The organism is Pseudomonas sp. URIL14HWK12:I6 (genome assembly GCF_000514195.1).
GTDB classification, from domain to species: domain Bacteria; phylum Pseudomonadota; class Gammaproteobacteria; order Pseudomonadales; family Pseudomonadaceae; genus Aquipseudomonas; species Aquipseudomonas putida_A.
Window position 1 is genome coordinate 102,678 of record NZ_AZVL01000010.1, and the last position, 24,725, is coordinate 127,402.

The 24,725-nt window shown below is 61.4% G+C and carries 17 protein-coding genes; 1 reads left to right on the forward strand and 16 read right to left on the reverse strand.

Annotated elements, in window-relative coordinates; genetic code table 11:
- Positions 1-59: 59 nt before the first annotated feature.
- The 10 genes from gcvT to arcD (H043_RS0115095) form a co-directional block, all read right to left on the reverse strand.
- Positions 60-1,184 carry a glycine cleavage system aminomethyltransferase GcvT gene (gene gcvT, locus H043_RS0115050; protein WP_027612540.1) on the reverse strand — a complete coding sequence of 375 codons (1,125 nt, stop codon included), beginning with the start codon at positions 1,182-1,184 and terminating at the stop codon, positions 60-62.
- A gap of 134 nt (positions 1,185-1,318) precedes the next feature.
- The gene (locus tag H043_RS0115055) at positions 1,319-2,695 is read right to left on the reverse strand and encodes an L-serine ammonia-lyase (RefSeq protein WP_027612541.1); all 1,377 of its coding nucleotides are present in this window, start codon (positions 2,693-2,695) and stop codon (positions 1,319-1,321) included.
- A gap of 207 nt (positions 2,696-2,902) precedes the next feature.
- Positions 2,903-5,770 carry an aminomethyl-transferring glycine dehydrogenase gene (gcvP, locus tag H043_RS0115060; RefSeq protein WP_177325633.1) on the reverse strand — a complete coding sequence of 956 codons (2,868 nt, stop codon included), beginning with the start codon at positions 5,768-5,770 and terminating at the stop codon, positions 2,903-2,905.
- Entirely contained in the window at positions 5,767-6,150 is a 384-nt protein-coding gene (gcvH, locus tag H043_RS0115065) for a glycine cleavage system protein GcvH (protein ID WP_027612543.1), read from the reverse strand. Before gcvH ends, gcvP begins: the two co-directional genes overlap by 4 nt.
- A 438-nt stretch (positions 6,151-6,588) precedes the next feature.
- Complete coding sequence (locus H043_RS0115070) at positions 6,589-8,097, reverse strand: sigma-54-dependent transcriptional regulator (protein ID WP_027612544.1); 1,509 nt, start codon at positions 8,095-8,097, stop codon at positions 6,589-6,591.
- A 212-nt stretch (positions 8,098-8,309) separates the two neighbouring features.
- A complete protein-coding gene (locus tag H043_RS0115075) occupies positions 8,310-8,672 on the reverse strand; it encodes a DUF5064 family protein (RefSeq protein ID WP_027612545.1) in 363 nt (120 codons plus the stop codon).
- Positions 8,673-8,735: 63 nt separating this feature from the next.
- The gene (gene arcC, locus H043_RS0115080) at positions 8,736-9,665 is read right to left on the reverse strand and encodes a carbamate kinase (protein WP_027612546.1); all 930 of its coding nucleotides are present in this window, start codon (positions 9,663-9,665) and stop codon (positions 8,736-8,738) included.
- A 188-nt stretch (positions 9,666-9,853) separates the two neighbouring features.
- The gene (locus tag H043_RS0115085) at positions 9,854-10,864 is read right to left on the reverse strand and encodes an ornithine carbamoyltransferase (protein ID WP_027612547.1); all 1,011 of its coding nucleotides are present in this window, start codon (positions 10,862-10,864) and stop codon (positions 9,854-9,856) included.
- A 69-nt stretch (positions 10,865-10,933) separates the two neighbouring features.
- On the reverse strand, positions 10,934-12,190 hold the full coding sequence (gene arcA, locus H043_RS0115090) for an arginine deiminase (protein ID WP_027612548.1): 1,257 nt from the start codon (positions 12,188-12,190) through the stop codon (positions 10,934-10,936).
- A gap of 31 nt (positions 12,191-12,221) precedes the next feature.
- Complete coding sequence (arcD, locus tag H043_RS0115095; protein ID WP_027612549.1) at positions 12,222-13,649, reverse strand: arginine-ornithine antiporter; 1,428 nt, start codon at positions 13,647-13,649, stop codon at positions 12,222-12,224.
- A 423-nt stretch (positions 13,650-14,072) separates the two neighbouring features.
- Between arcD (H043_RS0115095) and arcD (H043_RS0115100) the strand changes: the two genes are divergently transcribed.
- Positions 14,073-15,500, forward strand: a complete 1,428-nt coding sequence (gene arcD, locus H043_RS0115100) for an arginine-ornithine antiporter (RefSeq protein ID WP_027612550.1) — start codon at positions 14,073-14,075, stop codon at positions 15,498-15,500.
- 120 nt (positions 15,501-15,620) lie between these two features.
- On the opposite strand, the gene H043_RS0115105 is transcribed toward arcD (H043_RS0115100), so the two are convergent.
- From H043_RS0115105 to H043_RS0115130, 6 genes are all read right to left on the reverse strand, one after another.
- Positions 15,621-16,967 (reverse strand): CoA transferase, encoded by a 1,347-nt coding sequence (locus H043_RS0115105; protein ID WP_027612551.1) that lies wholly within the window; start codon positions 16,965-16,967, stop codon positions 15,621-15,623.
- Positions 16,968-17,156: 189 nt separating this feature from the next.
- Positions 17,157-19,295: a methyl-accepting chemotaxis protein gene (locus H043_RS0115110; RefSeq protein ID WP_027612552.1), complete on the reverse strand. Its 2,139-nt coding sequence runs from the start codon at positions 19,293-19,295 to the stop codon at positions 17,157-17,159.
- Positions 19,296-19,701: 406 nt separating this feature from the next.
- Positions 19,702-20,097 (reverse strand): YbaN family protein, encoded by a 396-nt coding sequence (locus tag H043_RS0115115; RefSeq protein WP_027612553.1) that lies wholly within the window; start codon positions 20,095-20,097, stop codon positions 19,702-19,704.
- 165 nt (positions 20,098-20,262) lie between these two features.
- Positions 20,263-20,859, reverse strand: a complete 597-nt coding sequence (locus H043_RS0115120) for a biliverdin-producing heme oxygenase (protein WP_027612554.1) — start codon at positions 20,857-20,859, stop codon at positions 20,263-20,265.
- A 112-nt stretch (positions 20,860-20,971) separates the two neighbouring features.
- Positions 20,972-23,557 (reverse strand): TonB-dependent receptor, encoded by a 2,586-nt coding sequence (locus H043_RS0115125; protein WP_027612555.1) that lies wholly within the window; start codon positions 23,555-23,557, stop codon positions 20,972-20,974.
- A gap of 122 nt (positions 23,558-23,679) precedes the next feature.
- The gene (locus tag H043_RS0115130) at positions 23,680-24,645 is read right to left on the reverse strand and encodes a FecR domain-containing protein (RefSeq protein ID WP_027612556.1); all 966 of its coding nucleotides are present in this window, start codon (positions 24,643-24,645) and stop codon (positions 23,680-23,682) included.
- Between the last annotated feature and the right edge of the window lie 80 nt (positions 24,646-24,725).

Consider the following 24,725-nt stretch of genomic DNA (forward strand, 5'->3'; position numbering starts at 1 on the left):
GATTGCGTTACACATTAGTGCACGCATAACGCAATCGCGTTACTTATAGAAACAGTCAATCAACCACGATAGTAGCGTTGTGGAACAAATGGCATTTTGCTTACAAGCATTTGCACCTTTTTCCCACGAACGATGGCCCAGACTGGCGTATCCAGGGTGACATAAGCGCTGTCGAGGTAACCCATTGCCAACGGCCCGCCCAAGGTCGGACCGAAGCCGCCGCTGCACACGCTGCCGATGATTTCGCCCGCGTCGTTGACGATTTCTGCGCCTTCACGCACCGGCGTACGTTCCTGTGGCAGCAGACCGACGCGTTTGCGCGCGACGCCATTCTGCTGCTGAGCAAAAACTGTCTCTGCCCCCGGGAAACCACCGGCCCGCGCGCCGTCGGCACGGCGTGGCTTGGAGATTGCCCACAACAGGCTGGCTTCGATCGGCGTGGTCTCGGTGTTCATGTCGTGCCCGTACAAGCACAGGCCGGCTTCCAGGCGCAGCGAGTCGCGGGCGCCGAGGCCGATGGCCTGAACTTCCGGTTCGGCCAGCAGGGCGCGGGCGAGTTTTTCTGCATCGGCGGCGGGCACCGAGATTTCGAAACCGTCTTCACCGGTGTAGCCCGAACGGCTGACGAAGCAATCCGCGCCCAGCAGTTGCACGCGATTGAACTGCATGAACGTCATCTTCGCCACCTCTGGCGCAAGACGCGCCAGCACGGTGACCGCAGCCGGGCCTTGCAACGCCAGCAGCGCGCGCGCTTCGAACAGCTCCGTAATGGTGCACTGATCGCCAATGTGTTTTTGCAGATGCGCCAGATCCTGATCCTTGCACGCGGCGTTGACCACCAGGAACAGCTCGTCGTTACCGAGATTGGCGACCATCAGGTCGTCGAGGATGCCGCCGTTGTCGTTGGTGAACATTGCGTAGCGCTGCATGCCCACCGGCAGGTCGATGATGTCCACCGGCACCAGGGTTTCCAGAGCCTTGGCGGCATTGGCGCCGGTCAGGCGGATCTGGCCCATGTGCGAGACATCGAACAGCCCGGCCTGCTCACGGGTGTGCTGGTGTTCTTTCATCACGCCCAGCGGGTATTGCACCGGCATGTCGTAGCCGGCGAACGGCACCATGCGGGCGCCGAGTTCGATATGCAGAGCGTGCAGCGGGGTTTTCGACAGTTGTTCGGTGGACATGCGTGGCTCCTTGAAAGTTTGAGTTTGGGGGCATGGGGCTAGATTTAGATCACGATCAAAAGCCCCTCACCCAGCCCTCTCCCGGAGGGAGAGGGGGCTAAGTGCGGTCCGCTCCCAAAGGGCGAGGACATAAATCAGCATTCGATAATGTTGACCGCGAGACCGCCACGGGCGGTCTCTTTGTATTTGCTTTTCATGTCGGCGCCGGTCTGGCGCATGGTGCGGATGACTTTGTCGAGGGAGACGAAGTGTTGCCCGTCGCCGCGCATGGCCATGCGCACCGCGTTGATCGCTTTCACCGAGCCCATGGCGTTGCGCTCGATGCACGGCACCTGCACCAGCCCGCCAATCGGATCGCAGGTCAGGCCGAGGTTGTGTTCCATGCCGATTTCCGCCGCGTTCTCGACTTGCTGCACGCTGCCGCCGAGCACTTCACACAACGCGCCGGCGGCCATCGAGCAGGCCACACCGACCTCGCCCTGACAGCCGACTTCGGCGCCGGAGATCGAGGCGTTTTCCTTATACAGAATGCCGATCGCGGCGGCGGTCAGCAGAAAGCGCACCACGCCGTCATCGTTCGCACCCGGGATAAAGCGCATGTAGTAATGCAGCACCGCCGGAATAATCCCCGCCGCACCGTTGGTGGGCGCGGTGACCACGCGGCCGCCGTTGGCGTTTTCTTCGTTGACCGCCAGGGCGTACAGGTTGACCCAGTCGAGCACCGACAGCGGATCGCGCAGCGCCGATTCCGGGTTCTTGCACAATTGCCGATGCAGCGCCGCCGCCCGGCGTTTGACCTTCAGCCCGCCCGGCAGAATGCCTTCGTTGCGACAGCCAGCGGCAACGCAGTCCTGCATCACTTGCCAGATTTTCAGCAGACCAGCGCGGGTTTCCGCCTCCGGGCGCCAGGCACTTTCATTGGTCAGCATCACCTGGCTGATCGACAGACCGTAGGTGGCGCAATGGCCGAGCAAGTCCTTGGCACTTTTGAACGGGAAGGTCAGCGGTGTCGCGTCTTCGACGATGCGGTCGGCACCGGCGGCATCTTCATCGACCACAAAGCCGCCACCGACCGAGTAGTACTCGCGGCTGCGGATCTGAATACCGGCAGCATCGAAGGCACGAAAGATCATGCCGTTGGGGTGGTAGGCCAACGGCTTGCGGATCATCGCCAGGTGTTCTTTCTCGTTGAACGCAATGCTGTGTTCGCCGAGCAGATTCAGCCGGCCATTGCCGCGAATATCCTGCAGGCGTGCGGCGACGGTTTCGGTATCGACGGTGTCCGGGTGTTCACCTTCAAGGCCGAGCAGCACCGCTTTGTCGCTGCCGTGTCCCTTGCCGGTAGCACCGAGCGAGCCGTACAGCTCGACTTTGACGGTGCTGGTGGCCGACAGCAGGTCATCGCGGCGCAAGCCTTCGGCGAAGCGCGCAGCGGCACGCATCGGGCCGACGGTGTGGGAGCTGGAAGGGCCGATGCCAATCTTGAACAGGTCGAACACGCTTAACGACATGAGTGGTTCTCCGGTTTCTTGTTATAGGAATTGGCGCAAGCTCGAGGCTGGACACAAATCCCCTGTGGGAGCGGGCTTGCTCGCGAATGCGGTTTATCAGTCGCCATCAATGTTGCCTGACACACCGCATTCGCGAGCAAGCCCGCTCCCACATTTGGATCTATGGTGTTGCTGAAAATCGGGGCAGGTGACCTGCCCCTCATCCGCTTAAGCGTAGCTTTCGATCGACGGGCAGGCGCAGACCAGGTTGCGGTCGCCGAACACGTTGTCGACGCGACCGACCGGCGGCCAGTATTTGCCTTCGACCAACGACGCCACCGGGTATACCGCCTGCTCGCGGCTGTACGGGTGGGTCCACTCGCCGACCAGTTCCGCAGCAGTGTGCGGGGCGTTCTTCAGCGGGTTGTCGTCCTTGTCCAGCGTGCCGTTTTCCACTGCGCGGATTTCTTCGCGGATGCGGATCATGGCGTCGCAGAAGCGGTCCAGTTCTTCCTTGGATTCACTTTCGGTCGGCTCGATCATCAGCGTGCCGGCGACCGGGAACGACATGGTCGGGGCGTGGAAGCCGAAGTCGATCAGACGCTTGGCGACGTCATCGACGCTGATGCCGCTGCTGTCTTTCAGTGGACGCAGGTCGAGGATGCATTCGTGCGCCACCAGCCCGTTGCTGCCGGTGTACAGCACTGGATAGTGCTCTTCGAGGCGACGGGAAATGTAGTTGGCATTGAGGATCGCCAGTTGCGAAGCACGCTTGAGACCGGCGCCGCCCATCATGCGAATGTACATCCAGGTGATCGGCAGAATGCTCGCGCTGCCGAACGGCGCTGCGCAGACTGCGCCTTCCTTGCGTGCCATTTGGCCGTGACCCGGCAGGAACGGGGTCAGGTGCGACTTGACGCCAATCGGGCCGACGCCCGGGCCGCCACCGCCGTGTGGGATGCAGAAGGTCTTGTGCAGGTTCAAGTGCGAAACGTCGCCGCCGAATTTACCCGGTGCGCAGAGGCCGACCATCGCGTTCATGTTGGCGCCGTCGATGTACACCTGGCCGCCGTTGTCATGAATGATCCCGCAGATTTCGCGGATGCCTTCTTCGAACACACCGTGGGTCGACGGGTAGGTGATCATCAGCGCCGCGAGGTGTTCGCGGTGCTCGATGGCTTTGGCGCGCAGGTCTTCGATATCGACGTTGCCGCGCGCATCGCACGCGGTCACCACCACGCGCATGCCGGCCATGTTGGCGGTGGCCGGGTTGGTGCCGTGGGCTGACGACGGGATCAGGCAGATGTCGCGGCGCTCGTCGCCACGGCTCTGGTGGTAGGCGCGAATCGCCAGCAGGCCAGCGTATTCACCTTGCGAACCGGCGTTCGGTTGCAGCGAGATAGCGTCGTAACCGGTGGCGGCGCAGAGCATCGCTTCCAGTTCGTCGGTCAATTGCTGATAACCGGCGCTCTGCGCTGTAGGGGCGAACGGGTGCAGGGCGCCGAATTCGGCCCAGGTCACCGGGATCATTTCGCTCGCGGCGTTGAGTTTCATGGTGCACGAGCCCAACGGGATCATGGTGCGATCCAGTGCCAGGTCCTTGTCCGCCAGTTTGCGCAGGTAGCGCATCAGCTCGGTTTCCGAGTGATAACGGTTGAAAACCGGGTGGCTGAGGATCGGCGACTGACGTACTAGCGCCGCCGGGATGGTGCTTTTCACCGAAGTAGCCAGTGCAGTGAAGTCCGGCAGGGCCTTGCCGTTGGCGAACAGACCCCACAGGGTTTCGATATCAGTCTGAGTGGTGGTTTCGTCCACTGACAGGCCCAGACGCTCGGCGTCGATCACCCGCAGGTTGATCTGCGCGGCATGCGCCTTGTCGTGCAGCGCGGCGGTGTGTGCGCCGGTGGCGATGGTCAGGGTGTCGAAGAAGCTTGTCTGCTCGACTTTAGCGCCCAGTGCGCTCAGGCCCTTGGCCAGAATCGCGGTCAGGTGATGCACGCGGTTGGCGATCTGGGTCAGGCCTTTCGGGCCGTGGTACACGGCGTACATGCTGGCGATGTTGGCCAACAGCACCTGCGCGGTGCAGATGTTCGAGGTGGCCTTCTCGCGGCGGATGTGTTGCTCGCGGGTCTGCATCGCCAGACGCAGGGCCGGTTTGCCGAAGCGGTCAACCGACACTCCGACCAGACGGCCCGGCATGTCGCGCTTGAACGCATCCTTGGTAGAGAAATAGGCCGCGTGCGGGCCACCGAAGCCCAGCGGCACGCCGAAGCGTTGCGCGGAACCGATAGCGACGTCGGCGCCGAACTCGCCCGGAGCGGTCAGCAGCGTCAGGGCCAGCAGATCAGCGGCCACGGCGACCAGCGCGTTGGCGGCGTGGAAGCGCTCGGTCAGTTCGCGGTAGTCGAACACATCACCGTTGCTCGCCGGGTATTGCAGCAGCGCGCCGAAAAACGGCGTGACGTCGCTCAGTTCACGCTCATCGCCAACCACCACGTCGATGCCCAGCGGCTCGGCACGGGTGCGCAGCACGTCGAGCGTTTGCGGGTGGCTGTGGATCGAGGCGAAGAACTGGTGGCTGCCCTTGTTCTTGCTCAGGCGTTTGCAGAAAGTCATGGCTTCGGCAGCGGCGGTGGCTTCGTCGAGCAGCGAGGCGTTGGCGATCGGCAGGCCGGTGAGGTCGCTGATCAGGGTCTGGAAGTTCAGCAGCGCTTCGAGACGACCCTGGGAAATTTCCGGCTGGTACGGGGTGTAAGCGGTGTACCAGGCCGGGTTTTCCAACAGGTTGCGCAGGATCGGCGACGGCGTGTGGCAGTTGTAGTAGCCCTGGCCGATGTAGGTCTTGAACAGTTGGTTTTTGCCGGCGATGGATTTGATCATCGCCAGTGCGTCGGCTTCGCTCAGGCCGTCGTCCAGGCCGAGCACGCTGGTGCCCTTGATGCTTTCCGGGATGACGCTGGCGCTCAGCGCTTCGAGCGAGTCGAAGCCGAGGCTGTTGAGCATGGCTTGCTCGTCACCGGCGCGTGGGCCGATGTGACGGGCGATGAATTCGTTGGCAGTGCCGAGGTTTACTTGGGTCATGTCGTTACTCCTCAGGCTTCGGCTTGGGCTTTGATCAGGCGGTCGTAGGCGTCTTGATCGAGCAGTTTGCCGACAGCGGCGGCGTCGCTTGGCTGGAAGCGGAAGAACCAGCCTTCGCCCAGCGGATCTTCGTTGACCAGTTCCGGGCTGCCGTCCAGTGCCGGGTTCACTTCCACAACTTCACCGTCGAGCGGCATGTACACGCCGCTGGCGGCTTTCACCGATTCCACGGTGGCGGCTTCAGCGCCTTTTTCGTAAGCCTGCAGCTCAGGCAGTTGCACGAACACCACGTCGCCCAAAGCGTTCTGCGCGAAAGCGGTGATGCCGACAGTAACGCTGCCGTCAGCTTCGGTGCGCAGCCATTCGTGATCTTCAGTAAAACGCAACTCGCTCATGGAAACTCCTAAGGGGCCAGACTCGTCTGGTGGACGCGGTGGAAGGCTTGGGCGGGAAAGCCCTGGTTTTATGAGCGGTTACTTAGCAAGAACGCGGCCAGATTGTATTTATCTATATAAATCAAATAGTTATGTGTTTCTGGTTGTGATGGGTGTGGGGCTTCTGTAGCGAAATCGCTACAGCTTGGGGCGGGGAGAAAAGCTGAAGCGGATCAAAGCCTTGCGCAGCGGTGATCGGAGGAGGGTGTAGCGATATCGTTCCGCTGTAGCGCTTTCAGTACAGATGGAGGTCGGTTTTGAACGGATTTCGAATCCGTCACATGAACCCCCTGTGGGAGCGGGCTTGCTCGCGAAAGCGTCAGGTCAGTCGACATCACTGTTGAATGGCCCACCGCATTCGCGAGCAAGCCCGCTCCCACATTTTTGACCGCGTGCGGCTTACGGTTTATTGGGGATGCCGTACTTGCGCAGGCGATGGGCGATTGCCGTGTGCGAGGTCTGCAGGCGGCTGGCCAGTTGGCGGGTCGAGGGGTAGCTGACGTAGAGTTTTTCCAGCAGCGATTTTTCGAAGGACTCGACGGCCTGTTCGAGGCTGTCGACGTCGCTGTCGGTCTGCCGCGCCACCGAGGTGCCGGCGATGTCGAGATCACCGATATCGACCAGGCTGCTTTCGCAGATCGCCGCGGCGCGGAAGATCACGTTTTGCAGTTGCCGCACGTTGCCCGGCCAGCGGTTGCCGAGCAGCGCTGGATAGGTACCGGGCGCAAGGCGACAGACTGGACGCTGAATCTGCGCACACGCCTGCTGCATGAAATAGCGCGCCAGCAGCAGAATGTCCTGACCTCGCTCACGCAGCGGCGGCACTTCGACGTTGAGCACGTTGAGACGGTAGAACAGGTCTTCGCGGAACAGGCCTTCGCTGACCATTTTTTCCAGGTCGCGGTGGGTCGCGCTGAGGATCCGCACGTTGACCTTCACTTCGCGATCACCGCCGACCCGACGGAAGCTGCCGTCATTCAGAAAGCGCAATAACTTGGCCTGCAAGTAGGGCGACATCTCGCCGATCTCGTCGAGAAATACCGTGCCCTGGTTGGCCAGTTCCATCAGCCCCGGTTTGCCGCCACGTTGCGCGCCGGTAAAGGCACCGGGGGCGTAGCCGAACAGTTCGCTCTCGGCGAGGTTCTCCGGCAGGGCCGCGCAGTTCAAGGCGAGAAACGGCGCACTGTGCCGCGCACTGATCGCGTGGCAAGCGCGGGCCACCAGTTCTTTACCGGTGCCGGTTTCGCCTTGAATCAGCAGCGGTGCGTCGAGGGCTGCGACTCGTTGCGCGCGGGCCTTCAGTGTGCGGATCGCCGGGGATTCGCCGAGCAGTGCATCGAAACCTTCGGCATGGTCATGGTGCAACGCCGAGAGCTGTTCGCCGATACGGTTTGGCTGATACAGGGTCAGCAGCGCACCGGCGTCGGTGATCGGCGTGGCGTCCAGCAGCAGGGTCTGGCCATTGACGGTGATCTCGCGCAGCGGCAGGCGGAAGCCTTGCTCGAGCAGGGTTTCCAGCAGACCGGGGTCGTTGAACAGCTCAGAGACACTTTCACCTGCCGGTTCACGCCCGTACAGCGCGATCAGTGCCGGGTTGGCCAGCAGCACCTTGCCGGCGCTATCGAGGGCCAGTACCGGATCGGTCATCGCCGCGAGCAGCGCATCGAGCTGCAGGTGCCGACGCTGACCAGGGAGGATGTCGACCACCACCACGGCCTCCACGCCGCGCACCCGGAACAACGCATCTTTGAGCTCTTCGAGCACTTGCGGGCTCAAGGTCGGTGCATCGATGTAGACGTTGGGCGGAATCATCTCCACCGCATCCAGATTGAGATTGCGCCCACCGAGGATAGCCAGGACTTCCTGGGTGATGCCGACGCGGTCGATGAAGCTGACGTGGATACGCATGGGGGCGGTTCAGTGTTCTGGAATGCGGAGGGGGGCAAGTATGCCTTGGGGCGGGGCAATGGTGAAATCTGCAACGATTGTCAGCGCTACACGGATACCTTGTGGGAGCGGGCTTGCTCGCGAAGGCGTCAGGTCAGACAGCATAAATGGTGACTGACCTGGCGCCTTCGCGAGCAAGCCCGCTCCCACAGGAGGAATGTGCTGGGTTCGGGTTATTCGAGGTGTTCCGGTTTGACCGGATCCCCGGACTTCATATTCAACTGCACCCGCACATCCTCGAACATCAGGTCGTAATGTTTGTGCTGCGAGCCGATGCTGCTGTGAGTTTTGGGAATGCCGTACTTTTCGGCAATCTTGGTCACGTTGCTGGCGAAGTTGTAGGCCTGGTCCTTGGGCAGGAAGAAGGTTTCCTTCATATCCTTGCCCTGGATATTGCCGTGCAGGGTGAACTGCATCCCTTTGCCTTCTTTGGGATCGGTGAACACTTGGTAGTCGAGGCACAGGTCGTAATCGACATCGTCCTTGGTCAACGCGTGCCGCTCGATGTGCAAATGACCCGGTTCGAATATGGCCATGGGTTTCTCCTTCTCAAGGCATGGGAGAAGGGCAGACCTTGGGCCTGCCCCCGGAGTTTCTAATTATCGATAGCTGATGCCCGGCTTCGCCGTGCTGACGCGTGTGCCGGCAGTGCCCTGGACGATCGCTTCGATGTCCGCGAGCGAACCGATCACCGCGACCTTGCCAGTATGGCGCGCGAATTCGCAGGCTGCCTGCACCTTCGGCCCCATGGAGCCAGCGGCGAAACCGAGGCGTTCGAGTTCATCCGGGTGGGCTTCGGCGATGGCTTTCTGCGACGGCTTGCCATAGTCGACGAACGCCGCGTTGACGTCGGTGGCGATCACCAGCAAGTCAGCTTCCAGCTGCTCGGCGAGCAGCGACGAGCACAGGTCTTTGTCGATCACCGCCTCGATGCCCTTGAGGTTGCGGTGCTCGTCGTACATGGTCGGAATGCCGCCGCCACCCGCACAAATCACGATGCTGCCCTTGTCCAGCAGCCACTTGATCGGGCGGATCTCGAAGATGCGTTTCGGCCGTGGACTGGCCACCACACGACGGAACTTGTCGCCGTCCGGAGCGATGGCCCAACCTTTCTCGGCGGCGAGTTTTTCCGCTTCGGCTTTGTCGTAGACCGGGCCGATCGGTTTGGTCGGATTCTGGAAGGCCGGGTCCTTGGCGTCGACTTCAACCTGGGTCAGCAGGGTGGCGAACGGCACTTCGAAGTCCAGCAGGTTGCCCAGTTCCTGTTCGATGATGTAGCCGATCATGCCTTCGGTTTCGGCACCGAGCACGTCCAGCGGGTAAGGGGTGACGGAGGTGTAGGCCGCTGCCTGCAGCGACAGCAGGCCGACTTGCGGGCCATTGCCGTGGGCGATGACCAGTTGATTGCCGGGATGGATCTTGGCGATTTGCTCGGTGGCGATGCGGATGTTGGCGCGCTGGTTGTCAGCGGTCATCGGCTCGCCACGACGGAGCAGGGCGTTACCGCCCAGAGCTACGACGATACGCATGGTGCAATCCTTTCAGCAGAGAAATGGCAAACGACTCGGTTTCCCTGTCGGAACCGGAATTCCATGTGGGAGCGAGCCTGCTCGCGAAGGCGTCAGATCAGTCGACATCTCTGTTGAATGACCCACTGCTTTCGCGAGCAGGCTCGCTCCCACCCTAGAACCGGTTCCTTCAGTGGGAGCTATTCCGGTTACAGATCAGCCAGGGTCGAGACCAGGATCGCCTTGATCGTGTGCATGCGGTTTTCCGCTTGCTCGAAGGCGATGCAGGCGGGCGACTCGAACACGTCGTCGGTGACTTCGATGCCGTTGGCCAGGTGCGGATACTGTTCGGCGATCTGTTTGCCGACCTTGGTATCGCTGTTGTGAAACGCCGGCAGGCAGTGCATGAACTTGGTGCGCGGGTTGCCGGTGGCTTTCATCAGCTCTTTGTTGACCTGGTACGGCAGCAGTTGCTGGATACGTTCGGCCCAGGCTTCAACCGGCTCGCCCATCGACACCCAGACATCGGTGTGGATGAAATCGACGCCTTTGACCGCGGCTTTCGGGTCTTCGGTCAGGGTGATGCGCGCGCCGGATTCTTCCGCGTATTTCTTGCAGCGATCGACCAGATCGTCGTGCGGCCACAGGGCTTTCGGCGCGCAGATGCGCACGTCCATGCCGAGCTTGGCGCCGACCAGCAGCAGCGAGTTGCCCATGTTGTTGCGCGCGTCGCCGAGGTAGGCGTAGCTGATTTCGTGGATCGGCTTGTCGGCGTGTTCACGCATGGTCAGCACGTCGGCGATCATTTGCGTTGGGTGATATTCGTCGGTCAGGCCGTTGAACACCGGCACCCCGGCGAACTTCGCCAGCTCTTCGACAATTTCCTGTTTGAAACCACGGTATTCGATGGCGTCGTACATGCGACCCAGCACGCGGGCCGTGTCTTTCATGCTTTCCTTGTGGCCGATCTGCGATGAGTTCGGGTCGATGTAGGTGACGCTGGCGCCTTGGTCGTAGGCCGCCACTTCGAACGCGCAACGGGTGCGGGTCGAGGTTTTTTCGAAGATCAGGGCGATGTTGTTGCCCTTGAGGTGTTGCTGCTCGGTGCCGGTGTACTTGGCGCGTTTCAGATCGCGGGACAGGTCGAGCAGATAACGCAGCTCACGTGGGGTGTGGTGTTCCAGGCTGAGCAGGTTACGGTTGTGGATGTTGAACGCCATGATGATTCTCCTTGGATTCGGTAATCGGCCCGGCCGCTACAGGGTGAGTGCGGCCGGGGAGATGGTCGTTTAGTAATCGATTGGGTCGCGGATGATCGGGCAGGTCATGCAGTGGCCGCCGCCGCGACCACGACCGAGTTCGCCGGCGCTGATGGTGATGACCTCCACGCCCGCCTTGCGCAGCAGGGTGTTGGTGTAGGTGTTGCGGTCGTAGCCGATGACCACGCCCGGTTCCACGGCCACCACGTTGTTGCCGTCGTCCCATTGCTCGCGTTCGGCGGCGAAGCTGTTGCCGCCGGTTTCCACCACGCGCAGCTTCGGCAGGTTTAGCGCAGCGGCGACAGTGTCGAGGAAGCTGCCTTCTTCGCGGCGGATGTCGATGCCGCCCTGTTTGCTTTCGTCAGGACGCAGGGTGAAGGCGACGATCTGGTTGACCACTTCCGGGAAAATCGTCACCAGGTCGCGATCGCAGAAACTGAACACGGTGTCCAGGTGCATCGCGGCGCGGGACTTCGGCAGGCCGGCGACGATGACTTTTTCCACGGCCTTGTTCTTGAACAGGTTCAGCGCCAGTTGGCCGATGGCCTGACGGGATGAGCGTTCGCCCATGCCGATCAACACCACGCCGTTGCCGATCGGCATCACGTCGCCGCCCTCAAGGGTCGAGCTGCCATGGTCCTTGTCCGGGTCGCCGTACCAGATCTCGAAATCGGCGTTGGTGAACTGCGGGTGGAATTTGTAGATGGCGGTGGTCAGCAGGGTTTCCTGACGTCGCGCCGGCCAGTACATCGGGTTCAGCGTCACGCCACCGTAGATCCAGCAGGTGGTGTCGCGGGTGAACTGGGTGTTCGGCAGCGGCGGCAGGATAAAGCTGGAGTGGCCGAGGAAGTCGCGGAACATCTGGATGGTCTTGCCACCGAAGCTGTCCGGCAGATCATCGGCGGATACGCCACCAATCAGGTATTCGGCGATGTGTCGCGGCTCAAGGCTTTTCAGCCAGGATTTGACTTCGCTGATCAGGCCCAGGCCCACCGAGTCGGCGGTGACCTTGCGCTCGAGAATCCAGTCCAGCGCTTCAGGGATGGCGACGATGTCGGTCAGCAGGTTGTGCATTTCCAGCACGTCGATCCCGCGTTCACGCATCTTGGTCACGAAGTCGAAGTGGTCGCGCTTGGCCTGGGCGACCCAGAGCACGTCGTCGAACAGCAGTTCATCGCAGTTGTTCGGGGTCAGGCGCTGGTGGGCCAGACCTGGGGAGCAAACCATGACTTTGCGCAGTTTGCCGGCTTCGGAGTGGACGCCGTACTTAACTTTTTCCGTGGTCATTGCAGTGATCCTCCAGATTACAAATCAAGGGTTACAAGGTCAGGAAGCCGTCGTAGAGACCGTAGGCAGCCACCAGGGCACCCACGACCACTGCGGCGAAAATCAGCTTCTCGACGTTAGTGAAAATCGGTTGTTTGAGTTCCAGCTTGGCCTTGGCGAACAGGATCGCGCCGGGTGCGTAGAGCAGGGCCGAGAGCAGCAGATACTTGACCCCGCCGGCATACAGCAGCCACACCGCGTAGATCAGCGCGATGCCGCCGATAATCAGATCCTTGCGTCGTTCGGCCGCGAAGCCCTCGTAGCTTTCGCCGCGCACCGCCAGCAGCAGGGCATAGGCCGCCGACCACAGGTACGGCACCAGAATCATCGAAGTGGCGAGGTAGATCAGCGACAGATAAGTGCTGGCCGAAAACAGGGTGATGATCAGGAACAGCTGGACCATCGCGTTGGTCAGCCACAGGGCGTTGACCGGTACGTGGTTGGCGTTTTCCTTGCGCAGGAACTCTGGCATGGTGTGGTCTTTGGCGGCGGCGAACATGATCTCCGCACACAGCAGCACCCACGACAGCAGCGCCCCCAGCAGCGAGATGATCAAGCCGACGCTGATCAGCACCGCGCCCCAGTGACCGACCACGTGTTCGAGCACGGCGGCCATCGACGGGTTCTGCAGTTTGGCCAGTTCCGGCTGAGTCATGATGCCCAGCGACAGCACGTTGACCAGCACCAGGAACAGCAGCACGGTGATGAAGCCGATGACGGTAGCCTTGCCGACATCGGAGCGTTTTTCCGCCCGCGCCGAGAAGATGCTTGCGCCTTCGATGCCGATGAACACCCACACGGTGACCAGCATCATGTTGCGCACCTGGTTCATTACGCTGCCCAGATCCGGGTTTTTCACACCCCAGATGTCGGCGGTGAAGATGTCCAGTTTGAAGGCGAAGATCGCGATCAGCACGAACAGCAGCAATGGCACGACCTTGGCGACGGTGGTCACGAGGTTGATGAACGCCGCTTCCTTGATCCCGCGCAGTACCAGAAAGTGCACGGCCCACAGCAGCACCGAGGCGCCGATCACCGCCGCCACCGTGTTGCCTTCACCGAAAACCGGAAAGAAATACCCGAGGGTGCTGAACAACAGAACAAAGTAGCCAACGTTGCCCAGCCAGGCACTGATCCAGTAACCCCAGGCGGACGAGAAACCCATGTAGTCGCCAAATCCGGCCTTGGCGTAGGCGTAGACACCGCCGTCCAGGTCAGGCTTGCGATTGGCGAGGGTTTGAAAGACAAAAGCGAGGGTGAGCATGCCGACAGCGGTGATGGCCCAGCCAATCAGTACCGCGCCGACGTCGGCGCTCGCGGCCATGTTTTGTGGCAAAGAGAATATCCCGCCACCAATCATTGAGCCGACTACCAAGGCAACCAGTGCACCTAGTCGTAGTTTTCCGGGATCTTCAGACATTGCATGACTCCATTGCAGGAGAGAAGAGTTCACAGCGTAGATCTGTTGTCTGTTCAATCAGCTGACATAGATCAGTGCATGGCCACATTCCATTGTTAATGAATGACTTATGAAACAACTGGAGGCATAACGCTATCGCCTGGAAAGCCCGTCCTAGAGGCTTTTTACTGATGTGGTTGGGAATTGGTCTTATTACTTTAGAATTATCACGCTAGTTCCTTTTCAGCTTTTGGCAAATTTTCGCCATCTGTTTTCAGTACAGAATTGATTTATTAGGATTCGCGCACAAAACTGTCTTAGCGTGCTAGGCGTTAGCGTCAGTCGCTATATATAAACGAGTGTTTCTCGGTATTACCTGATAAACGTCGTCTGGTATTAGGCGTTTAGTTAATAGTTGTTACAAATGAATGAAGGGAGACAAGAATGTCGCAACCGACGCAAAAGCTGCGACTGGGTGCGTTGATCGCCCTGGTGGTGGGTTCGATGATTGGCGGGGGGATTTTTTCCCTGCCGCAGAACATGGCGGCCCGCGCCGATGCCGGGGCGATCCTGATCGGCTGGGGGATTACCGCCATCGGCATGTTGACTCTGGCGTTCGTGTTCCAGACCCTGGCCAACCGCAAGCCCGAGCTGGACTCGGGGGTCTATGCCTACGCCAAGGCCGGGTTTGGCGACTACATGGGTTTCTCGTCCGCCTGGGGCTACTGGATCAGCGCGTGGCTGGGCAACGTCGGTTATTTCGTGTTGCTGTTCAGCACCCTCGGTTACTTCTTCCCGGTGTTCGGCCAGGGCAACACGCCAATCGCCATCGGCTGCGCGTCGGTGCTGTTGTGGGCCGTGCATTTTCTGGTGATGCGCGGGATCAAGGAGGCGGCGTTCATCAATCAGGTGACCACGGTCGCCAAGATCGTGCCGCTGATCATGTTCATCGTGATTGCCGCCGTGGCGTTCAAGGCCGACATTTTCACCCGCGACATCTGGGGCCGCAGCAACCCGAGCTTCGGCGGGGTGATGGATCAGGTGCGCAACATGATGCTGGTGACGGTGTTCGTGTTCATCGGCATCGAGGGCGCCAGCGTGTATTCGGCACGGGCGGAGAAACGTAGCGACGTCGGGCGCGCAACGGTGATCGGTTTCCTCGGCGTGCTGGCGCTGCTGGTGCTGGTCAACGTGCTGTCGCTGGGGATCATGAGCCAGCCCGAACTGGCCACGTTGCAGAACCCGTCGCTGGCGGCGGTGCTGGAGCACATCGTCGGGCCGTGGGGCGCATTGTTGATCAGCCTCGGTCTGGCGGTGTCGCTGCTTGGCGCATTGCTGTCATGGGCGCTGCTGTGCGCGGAAATCCTCTTCGCCACGGCCCGGGACAAGACCATGCCGGCGTTCCTGAAAAAGGAAAACGCCAACCATGTGCCGGTCAATGCGCTGTGGCTGACCAACGTGATGATTCAGATATTCCTGCTGATCACACTGTTTTCCGCCGGCACCTACACCAGCCTGATTTATCTGGCGTCGTCGATGATTCTGGTGCCGTATTTGTGGTCGGCGGCGTACGCGGTGTTGCTCAGCGGACGTGGCGAAACCTACGAACATGCCTCGGCCGAACGCACCAAGGATCTGCTGATTGGCGGCATCGCCCTGTGCTACGCGGTGTGGTTGTTGTATGCCGGCGGGGTGAAATACCTGCTGCTGTCGGCGCTGCTGTATGCGCCGGGGGTGGTCCTGTTCGCCAAGGCCAAGCATGAGCAGGGCGAGCCGCTGTTCACCCCTGTCGAGAAAGGTATTTTTGCCTGTGTGCTGATCGGCGCAGGGCTGGCGGCGTATGGTTTGTACAGCGGGGTGTTGTCGCTGTAGGTGGATTGATTGTGCATCGGTGGTGTCAGTGCGGGCCTCTTCGCGAGCAAGCCCGCTCCCACATTTGAAATGCATTCCCCTGTGGGAGCGGGCTTGCTCGCGAAGAGGCCCGAATGGTCATCACCACTGCGCGCGATGCGAACCCAATTCAGTAGCCGGCAACGCCCACTGCAGCGGCGTCCCGCTGATCTTCACCGGCGCCAGCAAGCGATGCGCCGGCCCCCATGGGGTCTGCTCCACTCGCGAGTCTTGATCCTGTTTATCCTCGATGCGTAACGCTTCGCTCGTTCCTGGTTCGTGCTCGATCAACAGCTTGGCGGTACGCGCCAGCGACAAGCGCGCCGAACCACCGCGGCCCGTCTTCAATCGCTGCGTCAGAAGCCGTATCGCACTGGCCGCCATCAAATACCCGGTGCCGTGATCCAGTGCCTGCACTGGCAGCGGCGTCGGCTTGTCAGCCTGTTTCCAGCGCTGTCCGGCCTCGGCGATGCCGCTGCTCATCTGCACCAGGCTGTCGAAACCACGACGGTTCTGCCACGGGCCGCTCCAGCCGTAGGCATTGAGACTGACGTCGATCAGCCCCGGCGCCAGTTGTCGGCGGCGTTCGGCGCCGAAACCGAGGTGTTCCAGGGCATCGGCACGGTAGCCATGTATGAGGATATCGGCGTCCTTCAACAGGTTTTCGAACACTGCACGATCGTCCGGTTGCTGCAGATTCAGCCGTGCGCAGCGTTTGCCCAGGGTGACTTCCGGCACCACGCCCGGCTCGTTCCAGCTCGGCGGATCGATGCGCAGCACGTTGGCGCCGAGACCCGCGAGAAAACGGCTGGCGGTGGGGCCGGCGAGCACGCGGGTCAGGTCGAGCACCTTGAGCCCGGCCAGCGGTTGCGCCACCGAGCTTTGCCACGGGTGGGTGATTTCATCCTGCGAATCGATGAAATGCACCAGCGGCTCGGCATTCACTGCCATCCCTTGCGGATGCTGCTGCCACTGCGCCCAACTGCGCATTTCGGCGGCGCAGCCCTTGGCATCGACCACCGCTTGTTCCAGATCGGCGCTGCGCCATTGCGCGACTTTCGCCGCCATGGCAGCGCGATCGGCGCAGGCACCGAGCACGCTTTCAGCCGCAGCACGGTGATGTGGGGCGTTGGTGTGCAGGCGGATCCAGCCGTCTTCGGTTGCGTAGTCGCCAGCAATCGGATCCCACAGCGGCGGGATCTCCCAGCCGATCGGCCGCAACGAGGTGGCAAACCAGAACGACGCCAGACGCCGATCAACTTCTACGGCGGGCAAGTGCCCGGTCTGTTGCCGGAGCAGTTCGCTGACGGCCTGACCGGCAGCGCCGATGCTGGCGCAGGCCAGGTCGCTGACGGCAAACGCCGAGGGCAGGGCGCCACTGGCGGTGAACGGAATCGGCGTGTGGGGCAAGCCGAGTGCGGCTTGAATGGACGTGAGTAAATCAGTCATCGAAGGCCCTCCGGGAGAGAGGGCGATGATAGTGCAAAAAAATCTCGGGCCAGATGAAATTCCGGCAGGTGAACACTTACCCCTGTGGGAGCGAGCCTGCTCGCGAAAGCGGTGGATCAGTCACTTTGATGTTGAATGTGCTGCCGTCTTCGCGAGCAGGCTCGCTCCCACAGGGATTTTTGCAGTTTGCTAGACGCGGAACTGATCCATCAGCTTCATCTGCTGGCTCGCCAGGGCATTGAGCTGGCTGCTGATCGCCGCCGACTCGGTGGCTTGCTCGGTCAGGGTTTCAGTCACGGTGCGAATCGCCGAGACGTTGCGGTTGACCTCTTCGGCCACAGCGCTCTGCTGTTCGGCGGCGCTGGCGATCTGCAGGTTCATGTCGCTGATCACCGTCACCGCATCGCTGATCTTGCCCAGTGCGTCCACGGCCTGGCGGATCTGCCCGGCGTTGTTGTGCGCCTGGGTCTGGCTCGAATGCATGGTCGCGACCACTCCACGGGTGCCGGTCTGGATGCGCTCAATGACGATGCGGATTTCTTCCACCGAATCCTGAGTGCGCTTGGCGAGGTTGCGCACCTCGTCGGCCACCACCGCAAAACCACGACCGCTTTCCCCGGCGCGGGCCGCTTCGATGGCGGCGTTGAGCGCCAGCAGGTTGGTCTGTTCGGCGATGCTGCGGATCACTTCCAGCACCGAGCCGATCTGCTCGCTGTTGACTGCCAGTGCTTCGACTTCGGTCACCGCTTTGCTGACTTCGTCGGCCAGTTGATTGATGTCGCGGGTGCTGCGCTCGATGATCGACAGGCCGTCCCTGGCCGACTGATCGGCGCCCTTGGCGGCGTTGGCCGCGTTCGACGCGCTGTTGGCGACGTCGTGGGCGGTGGCGCTCATTTCGTTGGACGCGGTGGCGACCTGATCGATTTCGCGGAACTGCACCTGCATGCCTTCGCTGGTCTGGCGGGCGATTTCCGATGACTGATCAGCAGTGCCACGCGCTTCAGTGATGCTCTGTTTGATCTGGGCGATGGTCGGTTGCAGCTTGTCGAGGAAGCGGTTGAACCAGTTCACCAGTTCGCCCAGTTCATCCTTCTTGCTGTAGTTCAGGCGCTGGGTCAGATCGCCTTCACCGCTGGCGATGTTTTTCAGCATCTCGGCGACATTGTTGATCGGGCGAGTGACACCGGAGGCGGTCAGCCAGATCAGCAGCAAGCCAATCAAACCGGCAACTGCCGCCACCGCCAATGCGGTGAATACACCAGTTTCCTGCGCGTCGTCGAGCACCGCTTGCAGCTTCACCGAGTCGGCCAGCAGCACCTGTTTCGGCAGGTCGATGACCACACCCCAGGCCCGCGAGTTGCCAATCGGATCGACCGGGTACACCGCGCGAATCAGCTCGCCCTGTTCAAGAATCTTCGGCGTGCCGCTGCTGACCAGTTGCAGCAGATCCTTGCCGTCGGCACCGAGGGTATCGCTGATCTTTTTACCGACCTTGGTCGCATCGGAACTGTCAGCAGCGAGCACGCCGCTGCCCGAAACGATCAGCATGTGTCCGGCGTTGTTGAACAGGTTGCGTTGGGACTCCACCGCCGCCGCTTGCAGGGCATCAAGGGCGATGTCGACACCGACCACGCCGATGGCCTTGCCGTCGACGATCAACGGCACGGAAATGGTGGTCATCAACATTTCCTTGCCGCCCACGGTGTCGGCATACGGATCGAGCAGGCAAGTACGCTTGTTGTCGCGAGGGCAGGTGTACCAGCTGTTGTACGGCGTGCCGCTGACGCTGAGGGTGGTCTTGGTCATGTCTTCTTCGACCATGATCGTGTTCAGCGCCGAGCCGGCAGCGCGGCTCCAGTAGCTCGCAAAACGCCCGGCTTCGTTGGACTGGCGCGCGGCGTCGTTGACGAACTCGCTGTCCTTGCCGTCGAGGCCGTTGGGTTCGAAGGCAAGCCAGATGCCGAGCACCTTGTCGTTGCGCTCGAACGCGGTTTTCAGGCTCAGGTTCAACTCTTCACGCAGGGCCCCGGCGTCCAGTGAACGCTTGGCGGCCAGCAGGCGCATGTCCTTGATCTGATCGGCCAGCGCGGTGATCACCGTCAGGCTTTCGCCAAAGGTCTTCTGCACCCGCACTGCTTGTTCGGCGGCTTTGGCCTGCAACAGGTTCTGCACACTGGCAGTGAGCAACTGGTTGCTGGAGTTGCTGACCAGTTCGTCGTTCTGATTGGTCTGGTAAATGTTCATGCCGACGATCAGCGCAACCACACCCAGCAGGCACAGGCCGGAGAGCAGGACGATTTTCAGGCGAATGGAGAGAGAGTCGAACATGGGGCGATCTCGTGAATGAATGAGCAGGTGGCCACGGGATGAACTACCCGGTTCGCCAAATCCATTCAGCGCCATGCATTGCTCATCGGCGCGCAGCGAGAGGGCATGAGCCGCTTGCCGACGAACGGTCAGCGCTAAACGTTTGCGCAGGGGATTGTGCTGAAAAGGCGATTATTTACAGGGAAGTTTCAGCCGGATGAACGCTGAGGAAATGCTGGTGATGAGGCTTTGTGGTGAGGGGATTTATCCCCGATTGGCTGCGCAGCAGCCACTAATCAGGCATCCGCAGCGTGTCAGTTAAAACTGGTTTTCTGGTTTTGGACCTGCTGCGCAGTCCATCGGGGCGGTGCGACGTTTCGCTAAATCCCCTCACCACACAAGCTTATTTGCCAAAAATAGCGGGCGGTCAGGCGGAGGGCGGAATCGCTTCCGGACGTGACCAGATCCACAGATTGCCCAGACTCATCCCGGCAATCGCCAGATACACCGGCCAGCCGTGATCGAGCATTACCAGCATCAACGTCGCGCACAGCAGCATGCTGATCGTGGCGCTGACCTTGGCTTTGCGCGCGATGATCTTGCCGTTGCGCCAGTTGCTCAGGATCGGCCCGAACAGCCGATGGTTTTCCAGCCAGGCGCTCAGGCGCGGCGAGCTGCGAGTCGCGGCCCAGGCGGCGAGCAGGATGAACTCGGTGGTCGGCAGGCCGGGCACGACGATGGCGATCAGGCCAATGCCGAGGCTGACGTAGGCCAGCAGGCCGAACAGCAGGCGGGCGAGTTTTGAGGTGGCGGGTTGCGGCATGGGCTCAGCGGTTGCTTTTGAAGCGGAAGGGAGATCTTACAGGTTGTTGCAGTTCCAATGTGGGAGCGAGCCTGCTCGCGAAAGCGGTGGATCAGTCACATTAATCTTGAATGTGCTGCCGCCTTCGCGAGCAGGCTCGCTCCCACAAGGGGAGTTTGTGTTGTGTCAGGCCGGTTCGGCCTCGGTGGCGTAAGCCTGTTCCAGCAGCACGGTGAAGCGGTTGAACGCGTCGATTGCGCCTTGCTCGACTTCGGCTTCCTCTTCGGCGGTGAACGGCAGGGAATCGAGGGTGCGCACGAAGCTTTTCCAGCCTTCGGCACGGCCGCCTTCCGGTTCACCCAGGTGACGGGCACCAAAGGTTTCGCTCAGCTCCAGCGCCACCGCACGTTTGATCAGGAACGCAGCGCCAAGCTTCGAACCTTCGGAAACAAAGATCCAGCCGAGGGCACGGGCCTTGCTCGGGTTTTTCAGCGCACCGGCCACCGGTGGCGGGATGTCGGTGTCGAGATCCGCCAGGTCAGCCTTGGCCGCATCCGCGCGGCAACGGGCCGGCAGATCCGGGACGATGGCAGTCAGTTCGGCATTGTTATACAGGTCGACCAGTTCCGACTGGAACAGGTACTGCGCGACCACGAAACGCGCGAAGTTGGCGCGGGTTTCGAACGGCGCGTGGGCCTTGACCAGGGCGTCGAGCTTGCTGTGCGGCTCGTGGGTGATCTGGTTCAGGCGTTGTGAACGCAGGGCTTTTTCCGAAGTGGTCATGGGGGTGTCCTTGATAAAAGAGGCGCTTGATAACGAGACGAACGGGCAGGTGCCAAACCGTAAAAAAAGCCCCGCGAGGCGCTGATCAATGCGCGTCGCAGGGCCGTGCGGTTCAGATGTCCCAGACCAGATTGATCGCGAAGTTGCGGCCCGGCTGGGTCAGGCGATCGAGGTTGGCCGGTTGTGTCACCGAGGCTTCGCCGACGCTGTCGTAACCGCGCACGTCATCCCACAACCAGTACTTCTTGTCGGTCAGGTTGTAGATGCCGCCGCTGACGGTGACGTCGTCGGTGACTTTGTAATAGCCGGCCAGATCGAGAATGCCGAAGCCCGGGGTCTTGAACTGGCTGCTGACGCCATCCGGCGACTTGAAGTTGCTGTCGTCGACGCGATCCTTTTTCTTCACCACGGTCCAGCTCAGCAGGCCGCCGTAATTGTCCTGGTCGTAACCCAGACCGAATACGCCGGTCAGCGGATTGACGCTGTTGAGCGGCTCGCCGTTGTCGTTGTTGCGACCGTAGGCGTAAGCGATCGAGCCTTGGGTGTAGAGGCCCTGCGGCGCGCCGAACGCATCGAGGTTCAGGCGACCTTTGACTTCGGCGCCCTTGATGGTCGCGTGCTTGATGTTGCTCGACTGGAAGGTCAGCTCGTCGTAACCGGGAGTGACCGCGTCTTCGTTGATGAAATCGCGGTACTTGTTATAGAACACCGCCACGTCGAACGAGCCTTGTTCGAAGTTGCCGCGCAGACCGGTTTCATAGCTTTTGCTTTTCTCCGGTTCCAGGTTCGGGTTGGGCGCCACGTTGTAGCCGGTGGTGCTGTTTTCGAAGCGCCCGTACAACGCTTTCGCGGTCGGTGTGCGGAAACCTTCGGCGTACTGGCCGTACCAGGTGTAGTTATCGGTCAGGGCATAGGTCAGGCCGAATTTGGGCGAGACTTTGTGCCAGCTCTTGTTCGCGTCGCTGACCGTGCCGTTGCCATCGGCCGCCACGGTGTTGAGGAATTCCTGAGTGATGTGCGGCTTGAGCTGGGTGTGGTCGTAGCGCAGGCCCGGCAGGAAGGTCCACTGGTTCCAGCTGATCTGATCCTGGGCGAACAGGCTGTAGGTGTTGATGGTCGGGTCCGGGAAGTCGCTGGATTTTTTCAGCACGTCCGCCGCGCTGGTGGCGCCGATGGCGGTGCAACCACGCCCGACTGCCAGGCACTTGCCGTCGCCGCTGCGCGAACCGGTGACTTTCTGCTGTTTGATCGTGGTGCCGTAGGTCAGCACGTGATCGGTGTCACCGATGGCGAAGGCCTTGTCCAGTTGCGCATCGAATACCCACTGTTTCTCCTCGTAGACCGTGTCGCGGGTGCGCAGCACTTTACGGGTCATCGGATAGTAGAACTCTTCGGTGCTCTGATCGGTTTTGGCGATCTGGTGATTGAGGCTCCACTTCACGTTATCGGCCAGCAGGCTGTCGAGGGCGAAGCTGTGCTCGAGGCCGAAACGCTCGCGGGTGATGGTGTCATTGCCGGTGCGCCACTGGTACATGCCGCCGGGCAGCATGCTGTTGGGGATGGTCGGCGCGCCGTTGAAGTACGGGCCGCCGTAGGCACTTTTCTGATCGGTGTCGCGATCGTCCTTGTACTTCTCGTAGGTCAGGCCCAGACGGGAATCTTCGTTGTAGTTCCAGCCGATCTTCGCCAGAACGTTGGTGGCCTTGACGTCTTCCGGGTTGGCAGCGGTGCGCGCCAGGCCAGTGCCGTTGTTGCTGCCGTAGGAATCGGTTTCGTGACCGTCGCGCTGGCTGAAGTGCAGCAAGCCGTCGAACTGCTCGGCACGCCCGGCGACGGTGGCGGATTTCAGCCAGCTCTCATCGGCGGAGCTGTAACCGGTTTTGAAGCGAGCGCCGACATCTTTGCCGGGCTTGATGATGTCGTCCGGGTCGAGGGTGTAGTAGCTGACGGCGCCGCCGATGGCGTTGCTGCCGTACAGCACCGAGGCCGGGCCACGGAGGATTTCCACGCGTTTGACGATTTCCGGGTCGACGTAATTGCGCTGGGTCTTGGCGTACGGGCCGTTGAAGAAACCGTCCGGCACTTCGACGCCGTCGACCTGCGTCAGGATGCGGTCGCCGTCGATGCCGCGAATGTTGTAGCCGCTGATGCCGCCGCGCTGGCCGGCGCCGCCGACGGATACGCCCGGCTCGTAACGCACCAGATCCTTGATGGTGTTGACGTTGTTGCGATCCAGATCCTGGCGGGTCTGCACAGTGACGGTGGCCGGCACGCTATTGACCGACTGTTCCTGGCGGGTGGCGCTGATGGTCACCTGATCCAGATTGAGTGCGCCGCTGGTGGCGCGCTTCTCCAGCACCACATTGTTGTTGCTCAGCTTGCGGAAGCTCAGGTTGGTCCCCACCAACAGGCGCTCCAGGGCTTTTTCCGGCGGCAGCGACCCGCGCACGCCCGGCGACGACACGCCTTGACCCAGTTCTGCCGGCAAGCCGACCTGCCAGCCGGTGACGCTGGTGAAGGCATTGAGCGCCGACACCAGCGGTTGCTGGCCGATCGAGAACGAATAATCACCCATGTTGCGCGCCGGTTGTTCGCTGGCAGCCATCAGCGGTGCAGTGCCGGCCATGAGGATGGCGGCCGTCAGCAGCGACAATACGCGGGAAGGGGTAGCAGTCTGGCGGGTAAGGCGAGAGGACATCGATAGCGCTCCGTGTCGCACGAATCTTTATAGGTGCTGATTCGCCTCCGAAGATGCGAATCAATTGCATTGGCTATAACGAGACGAACGGGCTTTGGCTATCGAGTAAAAATAATTCTCATTTAGTTCAGGATCACCAGCGCGGGGAATTGCTGCAGGCGCGCCGAGGTGATGTGGGCTAGGGAACGCACCACGTCCAGCGGCTGGTCGAGGCGGTAGTTGCCGGTGACGTTGACGTCGGCCAACTGCTCGTTGGTATTGATGATCCAGCCCGGGTAGTAGCGGCGCAATTCGGCCAGCACCTGATTCAACGGGCAGTTCTCGAACACCAGTCGGCCCTGGACCCAGGCCAGATCGGTGGCGGCATCGAGCTTGGCCGGACGATCGAAACCGTTGGGGCCGATGCGAATGCTTTCGCCGGCGCTCAAACGCACTCGTGCGTCGTTGTGCGTGGCGCGCAGATCGACATCACCGCGTTGCACATTGACCTGCGCGACGCCGTCCAGATAGCGCACGGCGAACGCGGTGTCGCGCACGCTGGCCTGCACCGGGCCGGCATCGATTTGCAGCGGCTGGCCACGGTTGGCAGCCACTTCGAAAAACGCTTCGCCCTGATACAGCCGCGCCACGCGCTGCCGGTCATTGATGGTGCTGGAGAATGCCGAGTTGGTGTTGAGCAGCACCTTGGAGCCATCCTCCAGTTGCAGGCGCTGACGCTCGCCGACCACGGTCAGGTGATCGGCCTGCAGGCGCATCGGCAGATTGCTGAAACTGAACAGGCCCAGAATCAGCACCGCAGCAGTCGCCAACGGTTTCCAGTGCGGACGCAACCGCTTGAGGACGGTGACTTTCGTCGGTTTGGCCGCGAGGCTTTGCGCGCACTGGACGACTTGCGGCCCGTCCCAGATCGCCTGCGCCTTGGCGAACGCCTCGGCATTCAACGGATCGGCCGCCAGCCACGCATGAAATTGCCGGGTCTGCTCTTCGTCCGCACTGCCGAGCACGATGAGCCAGTCCAGAGCCTGGTCCATTGCACGGGCGGCGTCCTGCGCCGTTGCGGGCGAAGGCGAGCGGTGGGTGTCCGTCACGGTGTGTCCTCGGCAGTGTCTGTGCACGGCTGTTTTTTTAGTGAAGCGTAAAAGTCGGGCAAGGGTAGCAAAGCCCGATC

Coding starts and splice junctions, on each gene's coding strand:
- gcvT (WP_027612540.1), bottom strand. CDS start 1,184: ATGTCCACCGAACAACTGTCGAAAACCCCGCTGCACGCTCTGCATATC.
- H043_RS0115055 (WP_027612541.1), bottom strand. CDS start 2,695: ATGTCGTTAAGCGTGTTCGACCTGTTCAAGATTGGCATCGGCCCTTCC.
- gcvH (WP_027612543.1), bottom strand. CDS start 6,150: ATGAGCGAGTTGCGTTTTACTGAAGATCACGAATGGCTGCGCACCGAA.
- H043_RS0115070 (WP_027612544.1), bottom strand. CDS start 8,097: ATGCGTATCCACGTCAGCTTCATCGACCGCGTCGGCATCACCCAGGAA.
- H043_RS0115075 (WP_027612545.1), bottom strand. CDS start 8,672: ATGGCCATATTCGAACCGGGTCATTTGCACATCGAGCGGCACGCGTTG.
- arcC (WP_027612546.1), bottom strand. CDS start 9,665: ATGCGTATCGTCGTAGCTCTGGGCGGTAACGCCCTGCTCCGTCGTGGC.
- H043_RS0115085 (WP_027612547.1), bottom strand. CDS start 10,864: ATGGCGTTCAACATCCACAACCGTAACCTGCTCAGCCTGGAACACCAC.
- arcA (WP_027612548.1), bottom strand. CDS start 12,190: ATGACCACGGAAAAAGTTAAGTACGGCGTCCACTCCGAAGCCGGCAAA.
- arcD (WP_027612549.1), bottom strand. CDS start 13,649: ATGTCTGAAGATCCCGGAAAACTACGACTAGGTGCACTGGTTGCCTTG.
- arcD (WP_027612550.1), top strand. CDS start 14,073: ATGTCGCAACCGACGCAAAAGCTGCGACTGGGTGCGTTGATCGCCCTG.
- H043_RS0115105 (WP_027612551.1), bottom strand. CDS start 16,967: ATGACTGATTTACTCACGTCCATTCAAGCCGCACTCGGCTTGCCCCAC.
- H043_RS0115110 (WP_027612552.1), bottom strand. CDS start 19,295: ATGTTCGACTCTCTCTCCATTCGCCTGAAAATCGTCCTGCTCTCCGGC.
- H043_RS0115115 (WP_027612553.1), bottom strand. CDS start 20,097: ATGCCGCAACCCGCCACCTCAAAACTCGCCCGCCTGCTGTTCGGCCTG.
- H043_RS0115120 (WP_027612554.1), bottom strand. CDS start 20,859: ATGACCACTTCGGAAAAAGCCCTGCGTTCACAACGCCTGAACCAGATC.
- H043_RS0115125 (WP_027612555.1), bottom strand. CDS start 23,557: ATGTCCTCTCGCCTTACCCGCCAGACTGCTACCCCTTCCCGCGTATTG.